Here is a 22,015-nt window from a genome sequence, read left to right on the forward strand (position 1 = left end):
TATTTCATTAAGCACCTGCGCTATGGCTCAAAAAATATATCCCACGATGGGAAAAGTAGTTTATGAAGATCCCGAATTTGAGAAATTACTCCCAAAATCTTCAGTAGTGGAAGTAGTAGCATCCGGATTCACATGGTCAGAAGGACCCGTATGGAACAGATCTGAAGGACATTTACTGTTCTCCGATGTACCTGAGAACAAAGTTTACAAGTGGGACGAAAAGTCTGGGTTGTCGGTTTTTCTAATGCCGTCGGGATATACAGGTTTAGGAACTTATAGCGACGAACGCGGAAGTAACGGTTTATTAATCGACAATTTGAGAAGACTCGTTTCCTGTGAGCATGGCGACAGGCGCATATCAGCAATGCCCTTAAACACTGGCGGTAAAGTTACACTAAGTGGGAACTATAACGGAAAAAGATTCAACAGCCCCAATGATGTGGTGCAGCATTCTGCTAACGGTAACTACTATTTTACAGATCCTCCTTACGGACTGCCCAAAAAACAGGATGATCCATCACGCGAATTAAAAGAATTTGGAGTTTACCGCATTGACCAGCAAGGGAATACCACATTACAAATTGCAGATCTGACCAGACCAAACGGACTCGCCTTTTCTCCGGATGGCAAAATCCTATACATAGCCCAATCTGATCCTGAAAAGGCCATCTGGATGTCCTATCCTGTTGACGAAAAAGGAAATATTGGAAAAGGAACATTGTTATACGACGCAACTGCGATGGTAAAAGCAGGAAAATCAGGGCTGCCTGATGGCCTGAAGATCGACAAGCATGGAAATTTATGGACCTCCGGCCCCGGAGGCTTACTGGTACTTTCGCCCAAGGGAAAGTTGCTGGGTAGAATTGAAATGGGTGAATTAACTTCCAATTGTGCCTGGGGTGGCGACGGATCAGTGCTTTACATGACGGTAAATGGCTACATCTGCAGAATCAAAACTGCAGTTACAGGCGCAGGTTGGTAAGAAAAGGAGAACAATATCCGATCATGAATCAGATGTTGCTCTCCTCAGGGTATTACCTATCCAGTCCTCTCAATTTAAGAAATGTCGCATCTACCTCAGCCTTTACTTTAGGCCAGTCCGCCTTCCCTTGCTTGTAAATGCTCACATAAGATTTATAAAGTGTTATTTGATTGGAGCTGAGCTGATCCAGCTCAGCTGATATGCTCTGTCTGCTCTCCGCACCAGCACTTTTATAATCACCAAGCAGCTTGTTATAGCGCCTTTCGGTAATATCTAATTCATACAAAACAACATCGGCCAGTTTATCCATTTCGCCATTGAGCTTAATCAGTTGACCGTACTGATCACTCATTTCCGTTTTTTGAATGGTAGCATCAGTCGCATTCCCACTGTTCAGATTGACATGATTCCTTCGATATTCTCCAGCCTGGCTTGTGGAACTGCCCACCGCAGACCTCGAATTGATGCGGAGTGAATCCTGTCTTGCTGATTCGGTGAGGTAATTGCCATGCCTGGCAGTTGTCACAGTCTCCGAACCATCCGACTTTTTAAGTGAACCAGACATATTTTTCACACCGGTACATGAATACGTAAGCAATGATGTAAGAAGCACACCAGCAAGTAAAGTTTTACTTCTCATCGGAGTTGTATGTTAAAAGTTATGTCTTAAACCTATGTTCAGATTCGGATTGAAATAGAATATTTTCGGCAGAAGCTCTACATAAGCGCCTGTTTCAATAAAAAATGATGTTGGCTTGCTGGCAAAGAAAAACTCCAGTCCGCCAGTGGCCGACGGTCCGGTGGAAATATTGGTCGTATGAACACTTTTTACGTTACGATCAGGGTAGTAACGCCGTGAGTTGAGCTGTACCCCCACTCCTCCATAAGCCATCATTCTCTCGTTGAACATCGGAACATACCATAGATAGGTTCCATTGAATGACACACCAATAGCACCCAGGTCGTCATTAGAAGTTTTGTAAGTAGATTTATTTTTCAAAAACCCCGTATAAGTGCCTACTGACAGGTCCAATCCGTTACGATCTCCATATTTACGTAGTGATACACCTGTAGGCTCTCCCAACTTGAAACCTATAGCCCATTTCTGCGTTTGGGCACTTGCTGTTAAAACACTAAAAATCAATAAAGAAGCCAGATAATACTTTTTCATAACTAATCATTTTAAGTCGGGATAGTCCCCATACTGTTTCAAAAACTATCAATTTCAATGCCACAAACCTATAAAGATTTCAACATAACTGTCAGAGCATCGATATGATATTTTACGACTCGCACGTAATAAATCCGTCACATTTCAATAAATGTTCAGAGCCACCCGCTTGCTCAACTTATTTCTAATAAATTGTTTCAGTACTATTTTATCTTTAATATTGCGCCAGAAACACAATGTCACATACTAATTTTCCAAAACAGTGTCGGAAGGTAAAAAGAGCCAGATTTTTAATTCAAAAGACTTAATTGCCTATTTCCTCGTTGCAGGTACCGGCGCTGCAGTTCAGCTACTTTGCTCTAGTTTATTTCAGGACTGGTTCGGACTTACATTCCAGGAGTCCATCATGCCAGCTTACGCTGCTTCCTTTATTGTAGGTTTTGCCCTCACTAAACTTTTTGCTTTCGATGCCCGCAAAACAAATCAGACCCGACGTGAAATGGTTAAATTTCTGATGGTGGCTGTTTTTTCCGGATTTGTAACTTACATATTTTCAAACGCTGCTTATTACATCTCCAATAATTATTTTGAAACATATCAGTTTCTTATTCCATATTCTGAGAAAACTGTCAATTTCAATGAAATGGTGTGTTACACAGTTGGGATGGGGTTCAGCTTTATAAGTAATTACATTCTTCATAAGACCTTTACATTCAAAAGCACAGGTTTTTACAACCGCCTGAAAGTCCTGATCCGTTAGCTATTATAATTTTTCAATAATAATCGCTGAGGCTCCTCCTCCACCGTTACAAATCGATGCAAGGCCATATCGGCCGCTCTTCTGTTGCAACACAGACAACAGCGTACTGATGATCCTTGCTCCGGAAGCTCCAAGCGGATGACCTAAAGAAACTGCACCACCATAAATATTAACTTTTTTCTGATCCAGATTCAGCTCAGAAATATAAGCGAGTGCAACAACGGCGAAGGCCTCATTTATTTCAAAGTAATCGATATCTGCCAAAGACAGTCCAGCCTTTTTTAATACCTTTTGTGTGGCAAGCATCGGTGTTGTTGTAAACCACGCAGGTTCCTGTTCCGCATCGGCATAAGCCACAATACGTGCAACAGGTTTCAGGTTTTGAGATTGCACAACTTCAGCAGAAGCCAAAATCAGCGCTGCAGCCCCGTCATTGATAGTGGAAGCATTCGCAGCTGTAACTGTACCGTCTTTGGAGAACACGGGTTTTAAAAACGGAATTTTCTCGAATTTGACCCGCTTGTATTCCTCGTCTTCGGTGATGTAAGTACTTTCCGCACCTTTTATGCCAGGTATTTCTACCGCTGTTATTTCATCTTTGAAAAAGCCCTTCTCGGTAGCAAAAGCACTTCGCTGATAAGATTGGATGGCGAAAGCATCCTGTTGTTCGCGTGTGATATTATATTTACTGGCCGTATTGTCACCACAAACACCCATCCCCACCTGATCGTATACATCAGTCAATCCATCTTTGACCAACCCATCCAGCACTTCGCCGTGACCATAAGCCTGTCCGTAACGCGCCTTGGGAAGGTAATAAGGTATTTGCGACATATTCTCCATCCCACCTGCAACGATTACAGATGCATCCCCGAGTTGAATAGATTGTGCGGCAAGCGTAACCGCTTTCATTCCTGAAGCACAAACCTTGTTGACCGTTGTGCATATTACTTCCGGTTTTAAACCGGCATAAATAGCTGCCTGCCGTGCCGGAGCTTGTCCAAGGTTGGCTGATATGACATTGCCCATGTATAGTTCATCTACCACGTCAACGTCAAGCTGTGTCTTAGAGAATGCTCCTTTAATTGCCGCAGCACCAAGTTGAGCTGCATGAATACCCGACAAACTTCCGCCAAAACTTCCGATAGGTGTACGACATGCCGACACGATAAATACGTCTTCCTTCATGGTTTCTGATTTGATGATACTCAAAAATAGAAACTATTCTGAAAGTAACACCTTGTCATGACAGATTCCTGTTCAGAAAACTCATTTCAATTCATCTGAGCTTGATGGAAGCTTATTATATTCACCTTTAAAACTATAAAATCCAAAAATAACAAGGCCAGCACAAATCGGGATAAAGATCAGGATGATAATTCCCCATTGTAAGGAGGTATTCATACGGTCAATTCCTAAATCTGCTTCGGCGATTTTTTCTATGGCCTGAAAGATTAAAAACACAATTATAGCCGGCCCGAGCAATATCCAAACAGCCCCAAGTATTCTTTTCAATATGTTCATATTCAATGTTTTTATTATGTTAGTCCATTACATCTTCATCACCTTTGTTATTGATGTATACTGCTCCTATGACAAAGGATAATGCAGCAATTCCTATAGGGTACCACAAACCAGACAACGGTGTAGAACCCGGATAAGAAGCAACCAGCGTAGCAATAAACGGTACCAATCCACCAAAAACGCCGTTACCGATATGATACGGCAGCGACATGGAGGTATACCGGATCTGTGTAGGAAACAATTCCACCAGAAATGCAGCTATCGGCCCATAAACCATCGTCACAAGCAGTATCTGAAAGAAAACCAATGCTATAAAAATGATATACGTAGCCGATGAAAGGGTTACATCAGCGACCACAGATTTATCTTCAATGGGTAGCAATACATCATCCGGTACCATTCTGGTATTGATTTCACTGAAAGCCATACCATTGTCCAAAGTTTTACGCACCGTACTGGTAATTAGTGAGTCTTTGTCTTCGTTGATCATCGTTTGCTTAACCACAGGCTCGGAGGTGGTATTGAGCTGAGATTGCGCCATGGCTTTCACGTCTGTCGCATCCAGAAAATACTGGTATATAGGCCTGTAGAAAAATACACCAAGCAGCATACCAGTCAGCATAATCCATTTACGACCTACGTTATCACTCCAGGATCCGAAAACGACAAAAAATGGCGTAGCCAGCGCAATTGCCCATAGAAGTATGTATCGGGATTCATTAAAATCCAGCTTACATGTATTTTCCAAAAATGACTGCGCATAAAACTGACCGGTATACCAGATCACCCCCTGCCCCATCGTAGCTCCAAACAAGGCAAGCAGTACCATTTTGAAATTAGCCTTCTTCTGAAAACTTTCTTTCAATGGATTTGCAGAGACCTTTCCTTCTGCTTTAAGTTTTGTAAAAACAGGTGATTCATGCATTTTCATTCTGATGTATATCGAAACACCAACCAGAAGAATAGACAATAAGAACGGGATTCTCCATCCCCAGTCAGCAAACTGATCGGCACCAATGAGATTCTTTGTGACCACGATAATACCAAGGGAAAGAAACAGCCCCAATGTCGCAGTAGTTTGTATCCAACTGGTGAAAAAGCCACGTCTGCCAACGGGAGCATGTTCAGCCACATAGGTAGCAGCACCGCCATACTCTCCGCCGAGCGCCAGCCCCTGCACCAATCTTAGAATAAGCACTAATATTGGTGCAGCATAACCTATGGTTTCGTAAGAAGGAATAAGACCGATCAGAAATGTAGATCCGCCCATAAGCACGAGGGTAAGCAGAAATGTATATTTCCGTCCTATCAGATCTCCGAGGCGACCAAAAACCAGGGCACCAAACGGCCGGACAATGAAACCCGCAGCAAATATAGCTAGGGTGTTTATTAGAGCTGAAGCACCGGCGTCACTTGGGAAAAGTTGTTGTCCGATGATCACCGCAAGACTTCCGAAAATGTAGAAATCATACCATTCAATAAGTGTTCCCAGTGATGAGGCAGCGATTACCTGCGTGATACTCTGTGTAACGTTGTCGTTCTTAGAACTCATGGGTAAAAATCAGGATAAAGTAGCGGGTGATTCAGTGTTACTACCAAACCAGTGTAACAAGGAATATTAAACTAATTTCTACGAAAGTAACAATCTGCACGACGTTACTCATGTGGTTTTGCAAAAACCTGTATTTTCATGTTTTGGTTGTATATGATGCCTGGCAAAACACTATTTCATGCACCTCCGCTGATGTTTTGTAGTCAGGTTTGGTAATATCTAAAAACCTGTACAACTTGATTGCTCTTAAATCCAACATCATGGGCAAAAACCTGATTCTAACACTCATACTATCTCTGACTATCGGGCATGTACGTACGATAGCCCAACCAATATCGCCAGACTCATCTTTGATCGTAAAAAAAACGACTGATTTTGATGTAGACGGCAAGGGATCCTCCTCAAACTGGCAGACTACACAATGGCTTCCTATAATCATTCAGAACAACTCCCAACAAAAACAACCTGGCAGACAGTACATATCACGTATCAAAGTTCTTTATTCAGAGAAAGGCATGTATTTCCTGTTCGACTGTGAAGATCAAAGACTTACCTCCACGATTCAGGAGGACTTTGGAGCCTTGTATAAGGAAGATGTCGTAGAAGTTTTTCTGTGGCCCGACACTTCCGTTCCCATCTATCTTGAATATGAAATATCTCCGCTAGATCATGAGTTGGTGATCCTTGTGCCTAATCTGAAAGGAGGAATGCAAGGCTGGAAACCATGGAATTATACCGGCGATATGAAGGTAAGACATGCCACGAGTGTTCAGGGAAGTTTGAAAAAGAGTATGGCAGCGGTGGAAGGTTGGAAAGCCGAATTTTTTATACCTTTTTCTCTGATGAGTCCAATCGTTCCACAAATTCCAGTATCTGGTACTATATGGAGAGGGAATTTTTATCGTATTGATTATGATCAGGAACCCGCCTATTATTCCTGGAAAAGAACGAATGGCAGCTTTCACGAATATCAAAAGTTTGGAACCTTATTATTTGAGTAGCCATGAACTCAATCCGATTCAAAATGGCCTATACTAAAAAAGTCCTCAAGTTGTAAAACCCAAGGACTTTCTTCAGTATCTATATTTGAATCAGGAAGTATCAGATCCTAATCCAAACCATTTGCTTTTTCTTCTTTTTCAACCTCATCTTCACTTTTTCTGGTGAGATCAGGATCATCGGCTGGCTTCCTGGTCGGTTGCGTGTTAGTAGGTATATCCGGAAAAACAGGTGCCTCTCCAATTGCCTTACTTCTTTCCAATATTGCTGGTTCTCCTCGTTGACGTGCCATAATGATTGTTGTTTGGTTATGATTACTAATACATTACATCTGACCAAATCAAATAATCATTCCAGCGGTGGTTAACTGTCATTTTGCTAAAAATCGTAGACAAACAGCCCGCTGCTGTTTCATTCCTGACACCGTATATACTTTATATCAATCCTCCTGCAATATCAGTTGCATAAAAACTGCATCCAGCCACTGATCAAATTTAAAACCCACCTCACGCAGATACCCTTTTTCTATGAATCCGAATTTTTTATGAAACTCAATGCTGCCTCTGTTAGATGCATCAATAACACCAATCATCGTGTGAATGCCTGATTCGCCGGCCCGCTGTATAAGACTTTTCAATAACCTGCCGCCAACACCCAGACCTCGTGATTTCTCATCCAGGTATATGGAGTGCTCGACACTAAATCTATAACCTATTTTGGGTTTGAAAATATTATACGAACCGTATCCTATCACTTTTTTGTCATGCTCGGCAACAATTACGGGCATTCCGTCCTCAATCATTTTCTCGAACCAGGCTGTTTGCTCCTCCAGCGTCCTGGTCTCGTAGTCGTAGATGGCTGTGGTGGTTAGAATCGCCTGGTTGATGATGTCAAGAATGACAGGGAGGTCTTTCGGAGAAGCATTTCGTATGATCAGATCCATTAAAACAATATACTGTTGTTTGCGTAGTGTTAAAATTCAAAGTTAGCCCAAAATACTAAAAGTCAAATTATTCGACCTGTCCATGCAGGAACTTTATAACATTTATTTTTCATTCCTCAATTTTTCCAATAGCTTTGTCGAAACTTTAGGGGTGTCCCATATGCGGACTGAGATAATACCCTTTGAACCTGATGCAGTTAGTACTGCCGATAGGGAAAAGTCGGAGATAACCATTCATTGGTATCTATATGAATCTTTCGCGAGGTCCATTCCTGAAGTTTTATTTACAAAACGTTATTCAGAATGGAAATCAGCATCAATCAGCAACTTACGGAAATCTCAGAAAATGTGACGGTGCAAAAGCTACTGACTTCTCTATTTTCTAATCCCGGAAAGGGGATAGCCGTAGCAATCAATCAGAGCATCATTCCTAAGTCACAGTGGGAAAAACACATCCTTCTGCCCGACGACAAAGTCACTTTAATCAGAGCCACACAAGGCGGCTAAACGCCGGCTTTGCATTCCAAAACATCCGAGTTAAGATTCATCCCACCATTGCCGACACGACCGGCCAAACAGCACATATACATGAAAATTGAAAAAACACCAGGTGAAAATGTAATCACCCGTACCCCGTTTCCGGCTTCAAAGAAAATTTATGTAAAGGGAACCATTCACAACATCGAAGTTGCGATGCGGGAGATCACACTGTCTGATACACGCATACACGGCAAAACAGGTATCACAGATGTCAATTTACCAGTTACTGTTTATGACACGAGTGGTCCTTATACAGACCAAAACATTGCTATTGACGTACGAAAAGGTCTCAGTCCGTTAAGAAAGTCATGGATTATGGACCGTGGTGATGTGGAACAATTGGATACGATATCCTCCGACTATGGCAGGCAAAGGCAGCTGGAGCCAAGTCTGGATTCCTTACGATTCGCCTGCAACAACAAACCGCTCCGTGCAAAATCGGGACAAAATGTATCTCAGCTTCATTATGCAAAACAGGGCATAATCACTGCAGAAATGGAGTACATTGCCATACGGGAGAACCAACGAATTGCTGAGCAAATCGAGAGGCTCGATAAGAAAGACCGCTTTCTGGCGCATCAACATACCGGTCAAAGTTTTGGAGCGAACACTCCAAAAACATGGATTACACCTGAGTTTGTACGCGAAGAGGTCGCATCCGGCAGAGCTGTAATTCCTTCCAATATCAATCATCCCGAAAGTGAGCCCATGATTATTGGGCGAAATTTTCTGGTTAAGATTAATGCGAACATAGGTAATTCTGCTGTTACTTCGAGCATTGAAGAAGAAGTTGAAAAAGCTGTATGGGCGTGTCGCTGGGGAGCCGATACAATTATGGACCTTTCAACAGGTAAAAACATACATGAAACCCGTGAGTGGATTATCCGCAATTCCCCTGTTCCCATTGGTACAGTTCCCATTTACCAGGCACTGGAAAAAGTGAATGGCAAAGCAGAGGATCTAACCTGGGAATTATTCAGAGATACCCTTATCGAGCAGGCTGAACAAGGTGTCGATTACTTCACGATACACGCCGGAGTACTTTTGAGGTATATTCCGCTGACAGCCCGGCGTGTCACCGGCATCGTTTCCCGCGGTGGTTCTATTATGGCCAAATGGTGCCTTGCCCATCACAAGGAGAACTTCCTTTACACGCATTTTGAAGATATATGTGAGATCATGAAAGCTCATGATGTAGCATTTTCACTTGGTGACGGTTTAAGGCCGGGTTCCATTGCAGATGCGAATGACGCAGCACAGTTTTCCGAACTGGAAACCCTTGGCGAACTGACGAAAATTGCGTGGAAGCATGATGTGCAAACCATTATTGAAGGTCCGGGACACGTACCCATGCATATGATTAAAGAGAACATGGATAAGCAGCTGAAGCATTGCCATGAAGCACCGTTCTATACACTCGGACCATTGACTATGGATATCGCGCCCGGATACGATCACATCACTTCTGCAATCGGCGCGGCAATGATCGGCTGGTTTGGAACGGCTATGTTATGTTATGTCACTCCCAAGGAACACTTGGGATTACCAAATAAAAAGGATGTGAAAGATGGGGTAATCACTTATAAGATTGCTGCACACGCTGCCGATCTTGCGAAAGGACATCCGGGAGCACAATATCGTGATAATGCACTTAGCAAAGCCCGATTTGAATTCCGGTGGGAAGATCAGTTTAATCTGGCTCTGGATCCTGACACTGCAAGGGAATTTCATGACGAAACATTGCCTGCTGAAGGTGCCAAAGTAGCTCATTTCTGTTCGATGTGCGGACCCAATTTCTGTTCGATGAAAATTACGCAGGATGTACGCAATTATGCTGAAGAAAACGGCCTGATGGAGCAGGATGTATTGCAGGAAGGTATGCAAAAGAAAGCGCTCGAGTTCGCCGACAAGGGAAGTGAAATATATCTGTAATGAAACTATTGGCCATATCCAGTCCCGATTTTATCCCTCACGAAGCCCGTATCATCAACGGACTTTTCAGGGCGGGACTGGAATATATCCACATCAGAAAACCGGAATGTACCCTGGATCAGTTAAGGGTCCTGCTTGATGAGATCGACGAAGAATTCATCAGCAGGATTGCTGTTCACCAACATCATCAAGTGGTTTCAGAATTTAAAATTTTCAGGTTGCACTTTACTGAATCAATCAGAAGAAAGACGAATGAAAACGAATTGAAAAATCTGAAAATGCGGGGCTACTGTTTGAGTACCTCGGTTCACGATTTGGAAGAAATGGTAAATTTGAACCCTTACTTCAGCTACACCTTTTTCGGGCCGGTATTTGACAGCATTTCAAAGTCGGGGTATAAAAGTTTGCTTGCCAAAGACTTTTATCTGGAAAAGAAATATAAAACAGTTCCGGTAGTTGGCCTCGGAGGGATTACTATTTCCAATCAACAACAGGTAAAGGACATGAATTTAGATGGTGCAGCTATTTTGGGAATTTTATGGCAGGAGCCCTCAAAAGCCATTGAAGTTTTTACATCGCTGGCTTCTGCCATTAACTCTTAAAAAGAATAATACTGGCAGAAAAGCTCATGCCTATGCAAAATATTAATGACATGATTGACAAGCTACAATTCATATCTAATCAAACCGACGAACTTAGTCATCTGGAATGCATCCAAATTGCATTGGACGCAGGATGTACATGGATTCAGCTTCGCATTAAAGACCAACCAGAAAAGTATGTTTGCGAAATTGCTCATCAGGCAAAAAACCTATGTGATAAGTATGATGCGAAATTAGTTATCAACGATTTTCCGACAGTAGCAAGAGAGGTAAATGCCTACGGTTTACATCTTGGCCTACAAGACATGACAATTTCCGAAGCCCGAAAAATCACAGGTTCAAATATCATCATCGGCGGAACGGCCAACACTGCAAAAGATGTACGCAACCGCATAGAAGAAGGTGCAGATTACATCGGACTGGGACCATACCGGTATACCAGTACCAAGCAGATTCTAAGCCCTTTCCTGGGTTTGGACGGATACCGCGCAATCATGACAAATCAAGCTAGACAAAACAAGCAGATTCCCATAATTGCTATCGGAGGTATTACAGATCATGATATAAATGGTCTGGTATCAGTTGGAGTGCATGGCATTGCTGTTTCGAGCTTAATAGTTCAGGCTGAAAATCCTGAACAACTTATTTCAAAAATTCAAAAAGCACTATGTTAAAAATAGCAGATAAAGCATTTTCTTCCCGCCTGTTTACGGGTACTGGAAAATTCAGTTCTTCCGAATTAATGCGTGAGTCGCTGATTGCTTCCGGTTCGGAATTGGTGACCGTGGCATTACGCCGTGTAGATATGAACAGAGCCGAGGACGACATTTTAATACACCTTAAACACCCAGGTGTCAATCTGTTACCTAATACGTCCGGTGTCCGGACAGCAAAGGAAGCAGTTTTTGCAGCCCAATTGGCGCGGGAAGCATTGGAAACGAATTGGCTCAAACTGGAAATTCATCCGGACCCTAAATACCTGATGCCGGATCCGATTGATACATTGTTAGCTACAGAAGAGCTCGCAAAGCTCGGATTCATCATCCTCCCCTATATCCATGCTGACCCCGTTCTTTGCAAAAGACTTGAAAATGCAGGCGCTTCTGCTGTAATGCCATTGGGCTCTCCTATCGGAAGCAACAAGGGGTTAAAAACCATTGATTTCCTGGAAATCATTATTGAACAAAGTAATATTCCGGTGGTGGTTGATGCTGGCATAGGATCTCCCTCGGATGCGGCGAAGGCAATGGAAATAGGTGCGGATGCTATTCTTGTGAACACAGCTATCGCAGTAGCCGGAGATCCAGTTCAGATGGCAAAAGCATTTCGTATGGCCGTTGAAGCCGGCAGAATGGCATTTGAATCCCGATTAGCCGGACAGGGTCATTATGCAATAGCCAGTAGCCCACTAACCGCTTTTTTGGATGAATAGCTTTAAAGATGTATTTGAAACCCATGACTGGGACACTGTAAAAAACAGCATCTATTCGAAAACCGGATCAGATGTGCAGCGTGCCCTGGAAACAAATAAACGCACACTGGAAGATTTTAAAGCATTGATCTCTCCCGCAGCGGCAGCTTACCTGGAACCGATGGCACAGCTCAGCCGCCAGCTAACACAGAAGCGATTCGGGAAAATCATTCAGCTTTACATTCCGCTATATCTATCAAATGAGTGTACCAACATCTGCACGTATTGCGGATTCAGTCTTGATAATAAAGTGCGAAGAAAAACGCTGACCGAAGAGGAAATTCTCAAAGAGGTCCACGTAATAAAAGACCTTGGTTATGATCATGTATTGCTGGTAACAGGTGAAGCCAATCAGACTGTACATGTGGAATATTTCAAAAAAGTACTCAAACTGATTCGCCCCCATTTTGCACATATTTCCATGGAGGTGCAACCTCTGGATACAGAGGAGTATACAGAGTTAATTCCCCTGGGACTTACGTCAGTGCTGGTGTATCAGGAGACCTATCATAAAGAAGACTACAGAAAACATCACCCTAAGGGCAAAAAAGCTAATTTTAATTACCGACTGGAGACACCTGACAGATTAGGCCAGGCAGGTATTCATAAAATGGGCCTTGGGGTTTTAATTGGACTGGAAGACTGGCGAACTGATAGTTTTTTTACTGCGTTACATCTGCAATATCTGGAAAAAACATATTGGCAAATACGCTATAGCCTTTCTTTTCCACGCCTGCGGCCCTTTTCAGGAGGATTGGAGCCTAAGGTAGAAATGAGTGACAGGGAACTGGTGCAACTGATTTGTGCTTATCGTTTATTCAATGAAGACATTGAACTTTCTTTATCGACCAGAGAATCCGAAAATTTTAGAGATCACTGTGTGCAACTAGGAATTACTTCCATCAGCGCCGGATCAAAAACGAACCCCGGAGGCTACGCGGTGGAGCCGGAATCATTGGAGCAATTCGAGATATCGGATGAACGTAGCCCTGAATTGATTGCCAATATGATTAAATCGAAAGGTTACGAACCCGTCTGGAAGGACTGGGATAGAGTGATGCAGTTCTGAATTAGCGGGTGATTGGCAATTATCGTAAAGAAATAGATAGGCCCGGTAACTAACCACTGGAAAAATGGAACCATTAGAAAGAAAACGATACATCCGTCAGATCACACTTCCCGAAATGGGGCTGGAAGGGCAGCAAAAACTTAAACATGCAAAGGTACTTGTCATAGGAGCAGGTGGCTTGGGTTGCCCTTTGCTTCAATACCTTACTGCGGCAGGAGTTGGCATAATCGGAGTTGTAGATGACGATACTATCGATCTTACCAATCTGCATCGGCAGATTCTATATTCTCCGGCTGATATTGGCAAAAACAAAGCATTAACAGCGGTAGAAAAACTATCGGTGATGAATCCGTTTGTGAAACTGACCGCTATTCCGGTCCGACTCAGTAAGCAAAACGCATCTGAAATCATTTCCGGATATGATGTAATTGTAGACGGTTCCGATAATTTCCCGACAAGGTATTTGGCCAATGATGTTTGCGTGAAAGAAGGCAAGCCACTTGTATTCGGATCTATTCTCAGATTTGAGGGACAGGTTTCTGTCTTTAATCACAAGGGAGGACCTACCTACAGATGCCTGTTTCCTGAGGCAGAGGAAGGTGATAATTGTGAGATTGCAGGTGTGCTTGGTATATTACCTGGTATCATCGGCACCTATATGGCCAACGAAGTAGTGAAGATTATCTGTGACATCGGTGAAACACTATCTGGTAAACTACTTATCATCAATACGATCAACAATCGCACTGATATTTTTTCTTTTAGTAAAAGTGTTCCTGATACTTTTGAGAGAATCAATCAATCTGATCCAGTCTCCTTATCTGATTCAAAACAGATAGTCTTCTCAACCTACAACGCACTTTTGTCAGCAAATCCTGACCAACTTTTGTTTGTAGATGTGCGCGAGGAATATGAGTATGACGAAGACTTTGTATCTGGCATCAACATTCCCTTACCTGATCTACCGGAAAAAATAACGGATTTGCCAAACGAAAAAACAATCATTTTTTATTGCCGCAGTGGTGCACGTAGTAAAATGGCTGTGAAACTGTTAGCAGGAAGAAATTTCGAAGGAGATATTTACTGGATGAAAGAAGAGTAACACCAATTTCATTAGTTCAGTTAAAGTAATAATTTAACTAAGTTTCATTGCTTGTGCATTTCCGATCCTGCTATCATCACAGTTCGGATTGCTCAGGAAAACTATCGGAGTAGATAACAGGTTAGCTGGAAAATACCCTGACCGTTCAAAAATATTATTCAAATAATAACTCTATAAGTTTGGTAGATTAGATGGTTTTAGTAGTTTTGCATCCACTTGATATTTAGCATACAACAAACAAAACTATCAATGTTGCAAAAAGTCCTATCACTGAAACTACCTTCACTTAACATCTGGGTCATTCTTCCAATAAGTATTCTGGCTTTAACTGCTGTTATTTTGCTGTTTACAAACGGAACTGTATCCATTGATCAGGAAAGTATTCAGTCTTTTATTCAAAGCGACTTTGCGTTGTATCTGTTGGTAGGATTGGGAGCTCAACTCGTCGACGGCGCACTTGGAATGGCTTATGGTGTAACGTGTACTTCATTTTTATTGAGCCTCGGTGTAACTCCCGCAGTCAGCAGTGCAAGCGTACACGTGGCGGAGATGTTTACAACAGGCGCCTCTGCGATATCACATTTTCGTTTTAAAAATATCAATAAAAAATTATTTAAAAGTCTGCTTATTCCTGGCGTTTTAGGAGCTGTAGTGGGTGCCTATTTACTATCCGGCGTTATTGATGGTGAATTTATTAAGCCATTTATTGCATTCTATATGTTGGTATTAGGATTAATTATTATCCGAAAGGCCATTCAGAAAAATCATGTAAAGAATAAGACTAAACGACTTGGTCTGCTTGCAGCATCCGGAGGTTTTTTGGATTCGATAGGCGGTGGTGGCTGGGGACCTATTGTAACCTCCACACTGCTTGGACAAGGTCGTGACCCGCGTTATACGATCGGCTCGGTGAATGCTGCGGAATTTGCTATTACGTTCGCCAGCGGAATTACATTTCTCATATTTCATGGTGTAAACAGCTGGCAAGTTGTACTCGGACTTATTGTGGGGGGTGTAATTGCTGCACCATTCGGAGCCTTGGTTGTAGGAAAAATCAAGCGTAAACCACTTATGCTAATTGTCGGTTGCCTTGTTATTTTCCTAAGCCTTCGCACAATTCTAAAAAGTACCGGCGTATTGTAGACAGTCCATTTTGGGCGTTGCGTCAAAATCAGTAGATTTGCTCAAATCTGTTTCCCATCTATGACTTCTGATTTCGGCTACATCTTACTTTTCATCATTGCAGGTATTGTTTTGATTGGTCTCATGCTGACTATAGCTAAATTCCTCCGGCCGCATCGTCCGAATGAAGAGAAGCTTAGCACCTATGAATCCGGTGAGGAACCGATGGGAAATGCCAATATCCGATTCAACGTCAGATTTTATGTAATCGCGCTGATCTTTGTTCTCTTCGAGATTGAGCTCATTTTTCTTTTCCCCTGGGCCATTGTGTTTGGAAACGAAACGCTCATTGAACAAACAAACGGCCAGTGGGCATGGTTTGCAATGGCTGAGATGACCGTTTTTGTTGGAATTCTTGTACTTGGTCTTGCCTACGCCTGGGGAAAAGGATATCTGGACTGGGTAAGACCTAATCCGTTGATACCGGAAATTAAATCTCCGGTACCTACAGACCTTTATAAAAACATCAACGAGAAGTATAAAAGCAGATAATTCAGGAAATATTACCTGTGCATACCTCTCCAAACCTTTTGGCTGCCTTTCGGAAAAAACACCAGACCAAGCTGAGCATATAGCTGATTAGCTCTGAAAGAAGGCAGATCATTAATTGTCACATCGTCCCCTCTCCACATTCCTCTGCGCAGCACAGGTAGATGATAAGTGGCCTTTGCGCTGATATATACTTTATCGTGGATCTTAGGAAGAAAATTCATTTTATAATCTACCCCTACGCCTCCATGCAGATTCAGGCTACCGTTGTAAAGCTTCATAGATTTGAAGTCACCCGGATTCTGTATGACTTGTAAAAGACTGGCGGACTGATCGTTTTTAATCCTGAGTTGATATAGCATTAAATCCCATCCCAGTGGAACCAATACATTCCATCTTTCGGTATTGACAAATTTAGGACTTGCGTCCACACCTATGCCTATACCTCTGAACATGCTTCTTGGCATATCCTTGTCTCTATTGTACTTAGTGCTGTTGGCAAGTATCAACCTATGTTCCATATAGAACTTATCGGTCTCTCTACGCTTTGCCAAAACAATAGATGTCATTAAAGACTCAAAAGGTCTGATATTCAGCTCCCTCATCTTGTCACGGATTCCACTGAAACTTTTATTAGGCAATACCCCTACCTCACCATATATGGCAAATCCACTGGTATAGGTCTTTGAGCGAGTCGAGTCCGCAACTTCCTGCGCCTGAACTCCGATATGCGTAACCAGCAATGTCAGGCCTGCAAGTAATTTATTTTTCATAGGTTTTGTTAGTATTATATAGTGAATGATGAGTTTATGCAACAATCGTTTCTGTCCATTTATATTTACATTTGTAATAAATGGGTATAAATGGAATGACAAATATTGTACCAACAATACCTAACAATGAGCTGAAAAATGAGTGAGAGAATAAAAAACGGAGACGGAGGTATAATACTTACGAACGCAGAAGATCTGATGAACTGGGCCAGGCTTTCATCGCTGTGGCCAATGGGGTTCGGACTGGCTTGCTGCGCAATTGAAATGATGGCCACATACGCTTCTCACTACGATTTGGAGCGATTTGGAATTATGCCTCGCCCTTCACCCAGGCAGTCAGATGTAATGATTGTCGCAGGAACCGTAACATTTAAAATGGCGGACCGGATCAGACGCTTGTATGAGCAAATGCCTGAGCCCCGCTATGTCATATCGATGGGAAGTTGCTCAAATTGCGGTGGCCCGTACTGGGAACATGGCTATCACGTCGTAAAAGGTGTGGATAGAATTATACCTGTTGATGTATATGTCCCAGGTTGTCCTCCCCGCCCGGAAGCGTTAATTGGTGGTTTTATGAAATTACAGGAAAAAATAAGAGGTGAGCATCCCCTGGCACCGGAATTGTTTTTAGAAATGGAAGAGAAATTTTCAAGTGTTTCGTAGGAGCCTGCATTTTTCTATATACCTGTTCAGTTTTAACATTATTTAAAAGGAATGACATTTCAGGAAATAACGGAAGCCGTAACAAACCATTTCCCTCAAATCAAAATAGACGGAGACCTTAAAGGTCCTCAACCTATTCTTATTGTGTCATCTGATGCGATTGCGGAGGTTTGCAGGTTTCTGCATACAGATGAGCGGCTCTTTTTTGATTACCTGGCATGCATCACGGGCATCGATAATGGTCCCGGGCTGAACACCATGGAATTGGTCTACAATCTTACTTCGATTCCATATGGTCATGATCTGATGGTCAAAGTGATTTTCCCGCGCAACATCCAGGGAGAGACTTTACCTGTTGTACCTACCGTAAGTCATATCTGGAGAACAGCCGACTGGCACGAGCGGGAAATATTCGATCTTATAGGAATCAGTTTTGAAGGTCATCCTGATCAACGAAGGATTCTGCTTCCTGAAGACTGGGTGGGTCATCCACTCCGAACAGATTACATCCTTCAGGACCGGTATCATGGTATTTATGTAAAGTATGAGGATGGTCCGCAACTGGAATAACACTTCATTGAAATTTTACCTAAAATCGTTTAGTTTAAGCAATCGTCAATACAGAATCAAATGCGCTTCGTCATCTCAATTGCAATCCTTACCTGCCTGTCAATATCGGCATTTGCTGCCACAGATTCGCTGATTATTAAGGGACGTATTTCAAATTTGAGTGGCCGTCTTTACAGACAGGCTCCGTCTATTACCTTCTCCCGTAACAACATTCTTCAGCCGCAGTCCGAGCTCAGCAAACAAGCGTCGCTAGCACCAGATGGCAGTTTTCGGGTGTCGTTACCGATGTTGTACAGTAAGGAAGAGATTTATCTGGATTATGGTGGTAAGGCCTATACGACATTTCTGGGATCACCGGGCACCATTGAGATTACATTTAACGGAGACTCCTTGTCTACTAAAAACCGACTGTTTTACTTCGCAGGTGTAAATGCGGAAGCCAATAATCAAAACTACCTACTTGTCAATGAGGAGGCAAAACGTATCAGAGCAAACTCCGTATTAGGAACCCGCTTTTATGAAACTTTTTGGGCAAAAAGCCCCACTGAAGCACAAAACCTTTCCAGCAAAAGAGCTGAACTAAAATTATCAGCACTTCAGGCTGTAGCGGCAACCGGTATAGTCGACCCGACCCTGAAAAGCTGGGCCCAGGCACTTGCCGACGACGAAATGCTACAAAACCTGTATGAGTATGCCTTGACAAATCAATACGCTTTGGGTAAAGATCTGCTTGACAGCCTGAATCGATTTGGTCGATCGCCTCTTACCATGCAGCGGGTTACATGGGCTAGCCGTTTCGGTAGTTTTGCCGACAGACAAATTGACGAAAAAAAAGCAACGACCCCATCCAGAAACAACTCTTTACCAGTAAAAAGGATGGCCTTTCTGATTCGCAGCAATTCATCAAAGCTTACCGCATCGGAGCGGGACCGACTCGATGAAATTATCTCCAAAGGAACAGCCGAAAAAGTTGAGCTTGACTTTCTGAGTAATTTATATGCAAAAAATGAAATGCTGCTCAACCTGCTATTCAGTTATGAACGAGAAAGCCGGTTTTACGGTGAGATGTTTGACAGTACGGCGAGAGAATTTCTTAAAGCAAGATTCTTACCTCGTAATTTTTATAGATATACATACAGCCAGCAGCTGAGATTAAGTCAGCATATTCAGAGTACTTTAAGCATTCCGCAGTTCAAGGCCTCTCTGGATGAAATCGTCAGGATGGAAGTGAGTGACAGTGTTAATATTGAGAAATTCATTGCATTCAAAGATGCACGCGCGGAGCCTACAGAAGCTTTGCCCGGATATTTCATCAGTGCATCCAATGAAAGAGGTACAACCTGGTTTAAACGTATGACAGACCTTTACAAAGGGAAAACAGTCTATGTCGTAAAATGGAGTTTCGAGGATTCTAAAAGTCGTGATGATCTTGCTTTTATAGCTGCCTTGCAGGCACAGCTCCCGGCGGATGTAGTCTTCCTTTTCCTTCATCTGCCTTCCGATGAAATATTTGTTTCAGGTGATTTGGTAAAACAATATATCATCAGGCATCGTTTGAAAGGAATACATATGTTTTTATCGAGTGGTCAGGCGATGGATTTACTGTTTAAACTTAATCCTATAGAGGCCGGAACTTATGCTATTATTAAACCAAACGGAAAGTTTGCTCAGAAAACAGCCTCTTCTCCTGCTGAGCTTGATAAAACCATCCAGGCTATTTTGCAGGCGTCTGGTAAATAACCATTTTATAATTCCGTTTTTGTATATTCACCTACCATAAACTGCCGCATTTATCTTACATAACATTTCTTATACAGCCTGAGGCTTTGCCCTGTTGATCCAATGTATAGATATTTGATACTGTTTTTATTTGTAACCAGCCTGGCTTCTGCGCAAAATCCGGATAGTCTCAAAAGAGTTACATATGAAAGAGACAGCATCAGATATACCAATCTGAAAGTACGCATGTCGAAAACTAAGTTTTCCAAAGCAGTATACAGATTGTTATTCAGAGATGTATACAACCAGGGGAAAGTGAGCGAGGTGAAGGAGATTGAGAAAAATCCTTTTACTCCCTATGAAGGAATGGTGATCCGAAACATCGTCATTCATCAACTGGATATGTTGGGTGAGTCTGTCTATGATACCACGAGAAAGGGCAAACGACTCGAAAGGTTTTTAAGCAAGAACTTTCACACAAATACAAGAGAAGGCATTGTAAGAAAGTCTTTTCTGCTATTCTCTGAAGGTGATGACATACGTGCGCAGGTACTCAAAGACAATGAACGTCTACTTCGTTCCAACAAACTAATCACAGATGCCAGGATACTGGTTATTCCCAGACAAGACGTAACCTGGATGGCCGATGTTGTCGTTTTGATTCAGGATGCCTGGTCACTTAACTTTTCAGGCGGGTTCAGTTCCTTTAACAAATTCAATATTGGCCTCAATAATATTAACGCCAACGGAACCACGCATTCCCAGCTTACCGCAATCCGGTGGGATGGTCGCGACACACTTCAGAAATTCCAGTTCCGTACTATATATACAGTTCCTTACATCGGTAAAACTTTTATCACCGGTCAGGCAAGTTTCATTTACGAACGGGATCTGAAAGAACAATCTGTCAGGTTTTTCAGGCCATTCCTCACGACTGAAACAAAATATGCCGGTGCCGCTGAAGCAGGAAGTTTGAGACAAAAGCACTATAAAAGAAATATTATGGATGCTGAAGAGCCTATACCTCTCTTCGAAACCAAGTACAATTACTACGATATGTGGTTGGGGAGAGCTTTTAAATTTCCTTTTAAAAATACTGTTTTATCTGAAAACTCACGTCTTGTTACTGCTGTCCGCTACAACAATTATAAATTCCTGGACAGGCCACCCGTATCAGCTGATTCTAATAAGATCTATTGGAACAAAAGCGCTCTGCTTTTCAGTTTGGGCTATTCCAACCGAAATTATAAAAGGGACGTACTGATATATGGATTTGGACGAACAGAAGATGTACCGGTGGGAAATCTTTTTTCGCTTACCATAGGCAAAGAAAAAACAGAATTTGGCCAGCGTGGCTATGGTGGTCTGCAATATGCTACCGGAAACTATCTGCCCCACAACCTTGGATACCTCTATCTTTTGTTTAATGCAGGAAGTTATTATCAAAGTGGCGTGGCCCGGCAGGGCGTGATCAATGGCCAAATGAATTATATCAGCAACCTGATTCCTTTCAGATATAGCTTTTTCCGGCAGTTTCTCACCTTGCGCTACACGCATGGTATAGACAGGGATGCTTACGATTACCTGAACATCAGCAGGGATCAGGGCATCAGAGGGATATATAGTGATCAATTGATTGGAACTAAAAGATTTACAGTCGGAACTGAAACCGTATTCTTCTCGGACAAAAGTTTATTGGGATTTCGTATCGCCTACTTTATTTTCGCGGATTTGGGACTTGTAAACAGCGTGGAAAAGTTGCGCAAAAGTCCTCTTTATCAGGGATACGGATTAGGGCTTAGACTACGAAACGAAAACCTGACATTCAATACGTTTCAGATCCATTTTGGTTACTACCCAAACATCCCCGGCAATAGCAGCCCGATGCGCTTCGGAGCTGCCGGAAATGTACCCCTTCGGTTACGCGATTTTGATATCTCCGCGCCTTCTATTGTGCCATTACAGTAGAAAT

Annotated in this window: 24 protein-coding genes and 1 riboswitch; of the genes, 16 read left to right on the top strand and 8 right to left on the bottom strand. The window is 42.5% G+C overall.

Annotation, left to right across the window (positions count from 1 at the left end):
• The first annotated feature begins 22 nt into the window (after window positions 1-22).
• Window positions 23-982: an SMP-30/gluconolactonase/LRE family protein gene (locus AC1XUE_RS12420; RefSeq protein WP_483356295.1), complete on the top strand. Its 960-nt coding sequence runs from the start codon at window positions 23-25 to the stop codon at window positions 980-982.
• Between the two features lie 52 nt (window positions 983-1,034).
• Here AC1XUE_RS12420 and AC1XUE_RS12425 read toward each other — a convergent pair whose 3' ends face one another.
• Window positions 1,035-1,622, bottom strand: coding sequence for a hypothetical protein (locus AC1XUE_RS12425; RefSeq protein WP_483356296.1), 588 nt, complete (start codon window positions 1,620-1,622; stop codon window positions 1,035-1,037).
• Between the two features lie 12 nt (window positions 1,623-1,634).
• The gene (locus tag AC1XUE_RS12430; protein ID WP_483356297.1) at window positions 1,635-2,153 is read right to left on the bottom strand and encodes a hypothetical protein; all 519 of its coding nucleotides are present in this window, start codon (window positions 2,151-2,153) and stop codon (window positions 1,635-1,637) included.
• 262 nt (window positions 2,154-2,415) lie between these two features.
• Here AC1XUE_RS12430 and AC1XUE_RS12435 point away from each other — a divergent pair, with 262 nt between their 5' ends.
• On the top strand, window positions 2,416-2,913 hold the full coding sequence (locus AC1XUE_RS12435) for a GtrA family protein (RefSeq protein ID WP_483356298.1): 498 nt from the start codon (window positions 2,416-2,418) through the stop codon (window positions 2,911-2,913).
• 3 nt (window positions 2,914-2,916) lie between these two features.
• On the opposite strand, the gene AC1XUE_RS12440 is transcribed toward AC1XUE_RS12435, so the two are convergent.
• The 3 genes from AC1XUE_RS12440 to AC1XUE_RS12450 all read right to left on the bottom strand — a co-directional run bounded on the left by AC1XUE_RS12440 (window position 2,917) and on the right by AC1XUE_RS12450 (window position 5,989).
• The gene (locus AC1XUE_RS12440; protein ID WP_483356299.1) at window positions 2,917-4,101 is read right to left on the bottom strand and encodes an acetyl-CoA C-acyltransferase; all 1,185 of its coding nucleotides are present in this window, start codon (window positions 4,099-4,101) and stop codon (window positions 2,917-2,919) included.
• A gap of 81 nt (window positions 4,102-4,182) precedes the next feature.
• Window positions 4,183-4,437 (bottom strand): DUF6814 family protein, encoded by a 255-nt coding sequence (locus AC1XUE_RS12445; RefSeq protein ID WP_483356300.1) that lies wholly within the window; start codon window positions 4,435-4,437, stop codon window positions 4,183-4,185.
• Between the two features lie 19 nt (window positions 4,438-4,456).
• The gene (locus AC1XUE_RS12450; protein ID WP_483356301.1) at window positions 4,457-5,989 is read right to left on the bottom strand and encodes an MFS transporter; all 1,533 of its coding nucleotides are present in this window, start codon (window positions 5,987-5,989) and stop codon (window positions 4,457-4,459) included.
• Between the two features lie 236 nt (window positions 5,990-6,225).
• Here AC1XUE_RS12450 and AC1XUE_RS12455 point away from each other — a divergent pair, with 236 nt between their 5' ends.
• Window positions 6,226-6,990 carry a carbohydrate-binding family 9-like protein gene (locus AC1XUE_RS12455; protein WP_483356302.1) on the top strand — a complete coding sequence of 255 codons (765 nt, stop codon included), beginning with the start codon at window positions 6,226-6,228 and terminating at the stop codon, window positions 6,988-6,990.
• A gap of 107 nt (window positions 6,991-7,097) precedes the next feature.
• On the opposite strand, the gene AC1XUE_RS12460 is transcribed toward AC1XUE_RS12455, so the two are convergent.
• The gene (locus tag AC1XUE_RS12460; RefSeq protein ID WP_483356303.1) at window positions 7,098-7,280 is read right to left on the bottom strand and encodes a hypothetical protein; all 183 of its coding nucleotides are present in this window, start codon (window positions 7,278-7,280) and stop codon (window positions 7,098-7,100) included.
• A gap of 147 nt (window positions 7,281-7,427) precedes the next feature.
• The gene (locus AC1XUE_RS12465) at window positions 7,428-7,931 is read right to left on the bottom strand and encodes a GNAT family N-acetyltransferase (protein WP_483356304.1); all 504 of its coding nucleotides are present in this window, start codon (window positions 7,929-7,931) and stop codon (window positions 7,428-7,430) included.
• Window positions 7,932-8,068: 137 nt separating this feature from the next.
• A riboswitch (TPP riboswitch) is annotated at window positions 8,069-8,164 on the top strand.
• Between the two features lie 70 nt (window positions 8,165-8,234).
• On the opposite strand from AC1XUE_RS12465, the gene thiS reads away from it, so the two are divergent.
• The 9 genes from thiS (at window position 8,235) to AC1XUE_RS12510 (ending at window position 16,321) form a co-directional block, all read left to right on the top strand.
• Window positions 8,235-8,438, top strand: coding sequence for a sulfur carrier protein ThiS (gene thiS / locus AC1XUE_RS12470; RefSeq protein ID WP_483356305.1), 204 nt, complete (start codon window positions 8,235-8,237; stop codon window positions 8,436-8,438).
• Between the two features lie 81 nt (window positions 8,439-8,519).
• Window positions 8,520-10,403 carry a phosphomethylpyrimidine synthase ThiC gene (gene thiC, locus AC1XUE_RS12475; RefSeq protein WP_483356306.1) on the top strand — a complete coding sequence of 628 codons (1,884 nt, stop codon included), beginning with the start codon at window positions 8,520-8,522 and terminating at the stop codon, window positions 10,401-10,403.
• A complete protein-coding gene (locus AC1XUE_RS12480) occupies window positions 10,403-11,005 on the top strand; it encodes a thiamine phosphate synthase (protein ID WP_483356307.1) in 603 nt (200 codons plus the stop codon). The genes thiC and AC1XUE_RS12480 overlap by 1 nt, the downstream gene beginning before the upstream one ends.
• A gap of 32 nt (window positions 11,006-11,037) precedes the next feature.
• Window positions 11,038-11,679 carry a thiamine phosphate synthase gene (locus AC1XUE_RS12485; protein WP_483356308.1) on the top strand — a complete coding sequence of 214 codons (642 nt, stop codon included), beginning with the start codon at window positions 11,038-11,040 and terminating at the stop codon, window positions 11,677-11,679.
• Complete coding sequence (locus tag AC1XUE_RS12490; RefSeq protein ID WP_483356309.1) at window positions 11,673-12,437, top strand: HisA/HisF-related TIM barrel protein; 765 nt, start codon at window positions 11,673-11,675, stop codon at window positions 12,435-12,437. The genes AC1XUE_RS12485 and AC1XUE_RS12490 overlap by 7 nt, the downstream gene beginning before the upstream one ends.
• Window positions 12,430-13,545, top strand: coding sequence for a 2-iminoacetate synthase ThiH (thiH, locus tag AC1XUE_RS12495; protein ID WP_483356310.1), 1,116 nt, complete (start codon window positions 12,430-12,432; stop codon window positions 13,543-13,545). The genes AC1XUE_RS12490 and thiH overlap by 8 nt, the downstream gene beginning before the upstream one ends.
• A gap of 64 nt (window positions 13,546-13,609) precedes the next feature.
• The gene (locus AC1XUE_RS12500; RefSeq protein WP_483356311.1) at window positions 13,610-14,647 is read left to right on the top strand and encodes a ThiF family adenylyltransferase; all 1,038 of its coding nucleotides are present in this window, start codon (window positions 13,610-13,612) and stop codon (window positions 14,645-14,647) included.
• A gap of 249 nt (window positions 14,648-14,896) precedes the next feature.
• Window positions 14,897-15,790 (top strand): sulfite exporter TauE/SafE family protein, encoded by an 894-nt coding sequence (locus tag AC1XUE_RS12505; protein WP_483356312.1) that lies wholly within the window; start codon window positions 14,897-14,899, stop codon window positions 15,788-15,790.
• A gap of 60 nt (window positions 15,791-15,850) precedes the next feature.
• Window positions 15,851-16,321 carry an NADH-quinone oxidoreductase subunit A gene (locus AC1XUE_RS12510; RefSeq protein WP_483356313.1) on the top strand — a complete coding sequence of 157 codons (471 nt, stop codon included), beginning with the start codon at window positions 15,851-15,853 and terminating at the stop codon, window positions 16,319-16,321.
• Window positions 16,322-16,332: 11 nt separating this feature from the next.
• On the opposite strand, the gene AC1XUE_RS12515 is transcribed toward AC1XUE_RS12510, so the two are convergent.
• The gene (locus tag AC1XUE_RS12515; protein ID WP_483356314.1) at window positions 16,333-17,091 is read right to left on the bottom strand and encodes a hypothetical protein; all 759 of its coding nucleotides are present in this window, start codon (window positions 17,089-17,091) and stop codon (window positions 16,333-16,335) included.
• Between the two features lie 138 nt (window positions 17,092-17,229).
• On the opposite strand from AC1XUE_RS12515, the gene nuoB reads away from it, so the two are divergent.
• The 4 genes from nuoB to AC1XUE_RS12535 all read left to right on the top strand — a co-directional run bounded on the left by nuoB (window position 17,230) and on the right by AC1XUE_RS12535 (window position 22,011).
• Window positions 17,230-17,754, top strand: coding sequence for an NADH-quinone oxidoreductase subunit NuoB (gene nuoB / locus AC1XUE_RS12520; protein WP_483356315.1), 525 nt, complete (start codon window positions 17,230-17,232; stop codon window positions 17,752-17,754).
• A 51-nt stretch (window positions 17,755-17,805) separates the two neighbouring features.
• Window positions 17,806-18,324 (top strand): NADH-quinone oxidoreductase subunit C, encoded by a 519-nt coding sequence (locus AC1XUE_RS12525; RefSeq protein WP_483356316.1) that lies wholly within the window; start codon window positions 17,806-17,808, stop codon window positions 18,322-18,324.
• 60 nt (window positions 18,325-18,384) lie between these two features.
• Window positions 18,385-20,064 carry a hypothetical protein gene (locus AC1XUE_RS12530; RefSeq protein WP_483356317.1) on the top strand — a complete coding sequence of 560 codons (1,680 nt, stop codon included), beginning with the start codon at window positions 18,385-18,387 and terminating at the stop codon, window positions 20,062-20,064.
• A gap of 102 nt (window positions 20,065-20,166) precedes the next feature.
• Window positions 20,167-22,011, top strand: coding sequence for a BamA/TamA family outer membrane protein (locus tag AC1XUE_RS12535; protein WP_483356318.1), 1,845 nt, complete (start codon window positions 20,167-20,169; stop codon window positions 22,009-22,011).
• The last annotated feature ends 4 nt before the right edge of the window (window positions 22,012-22,015 follow it).

Source organism: Dyadobacter sp. HNCC25DJ187, assembly GCF_056895255.1.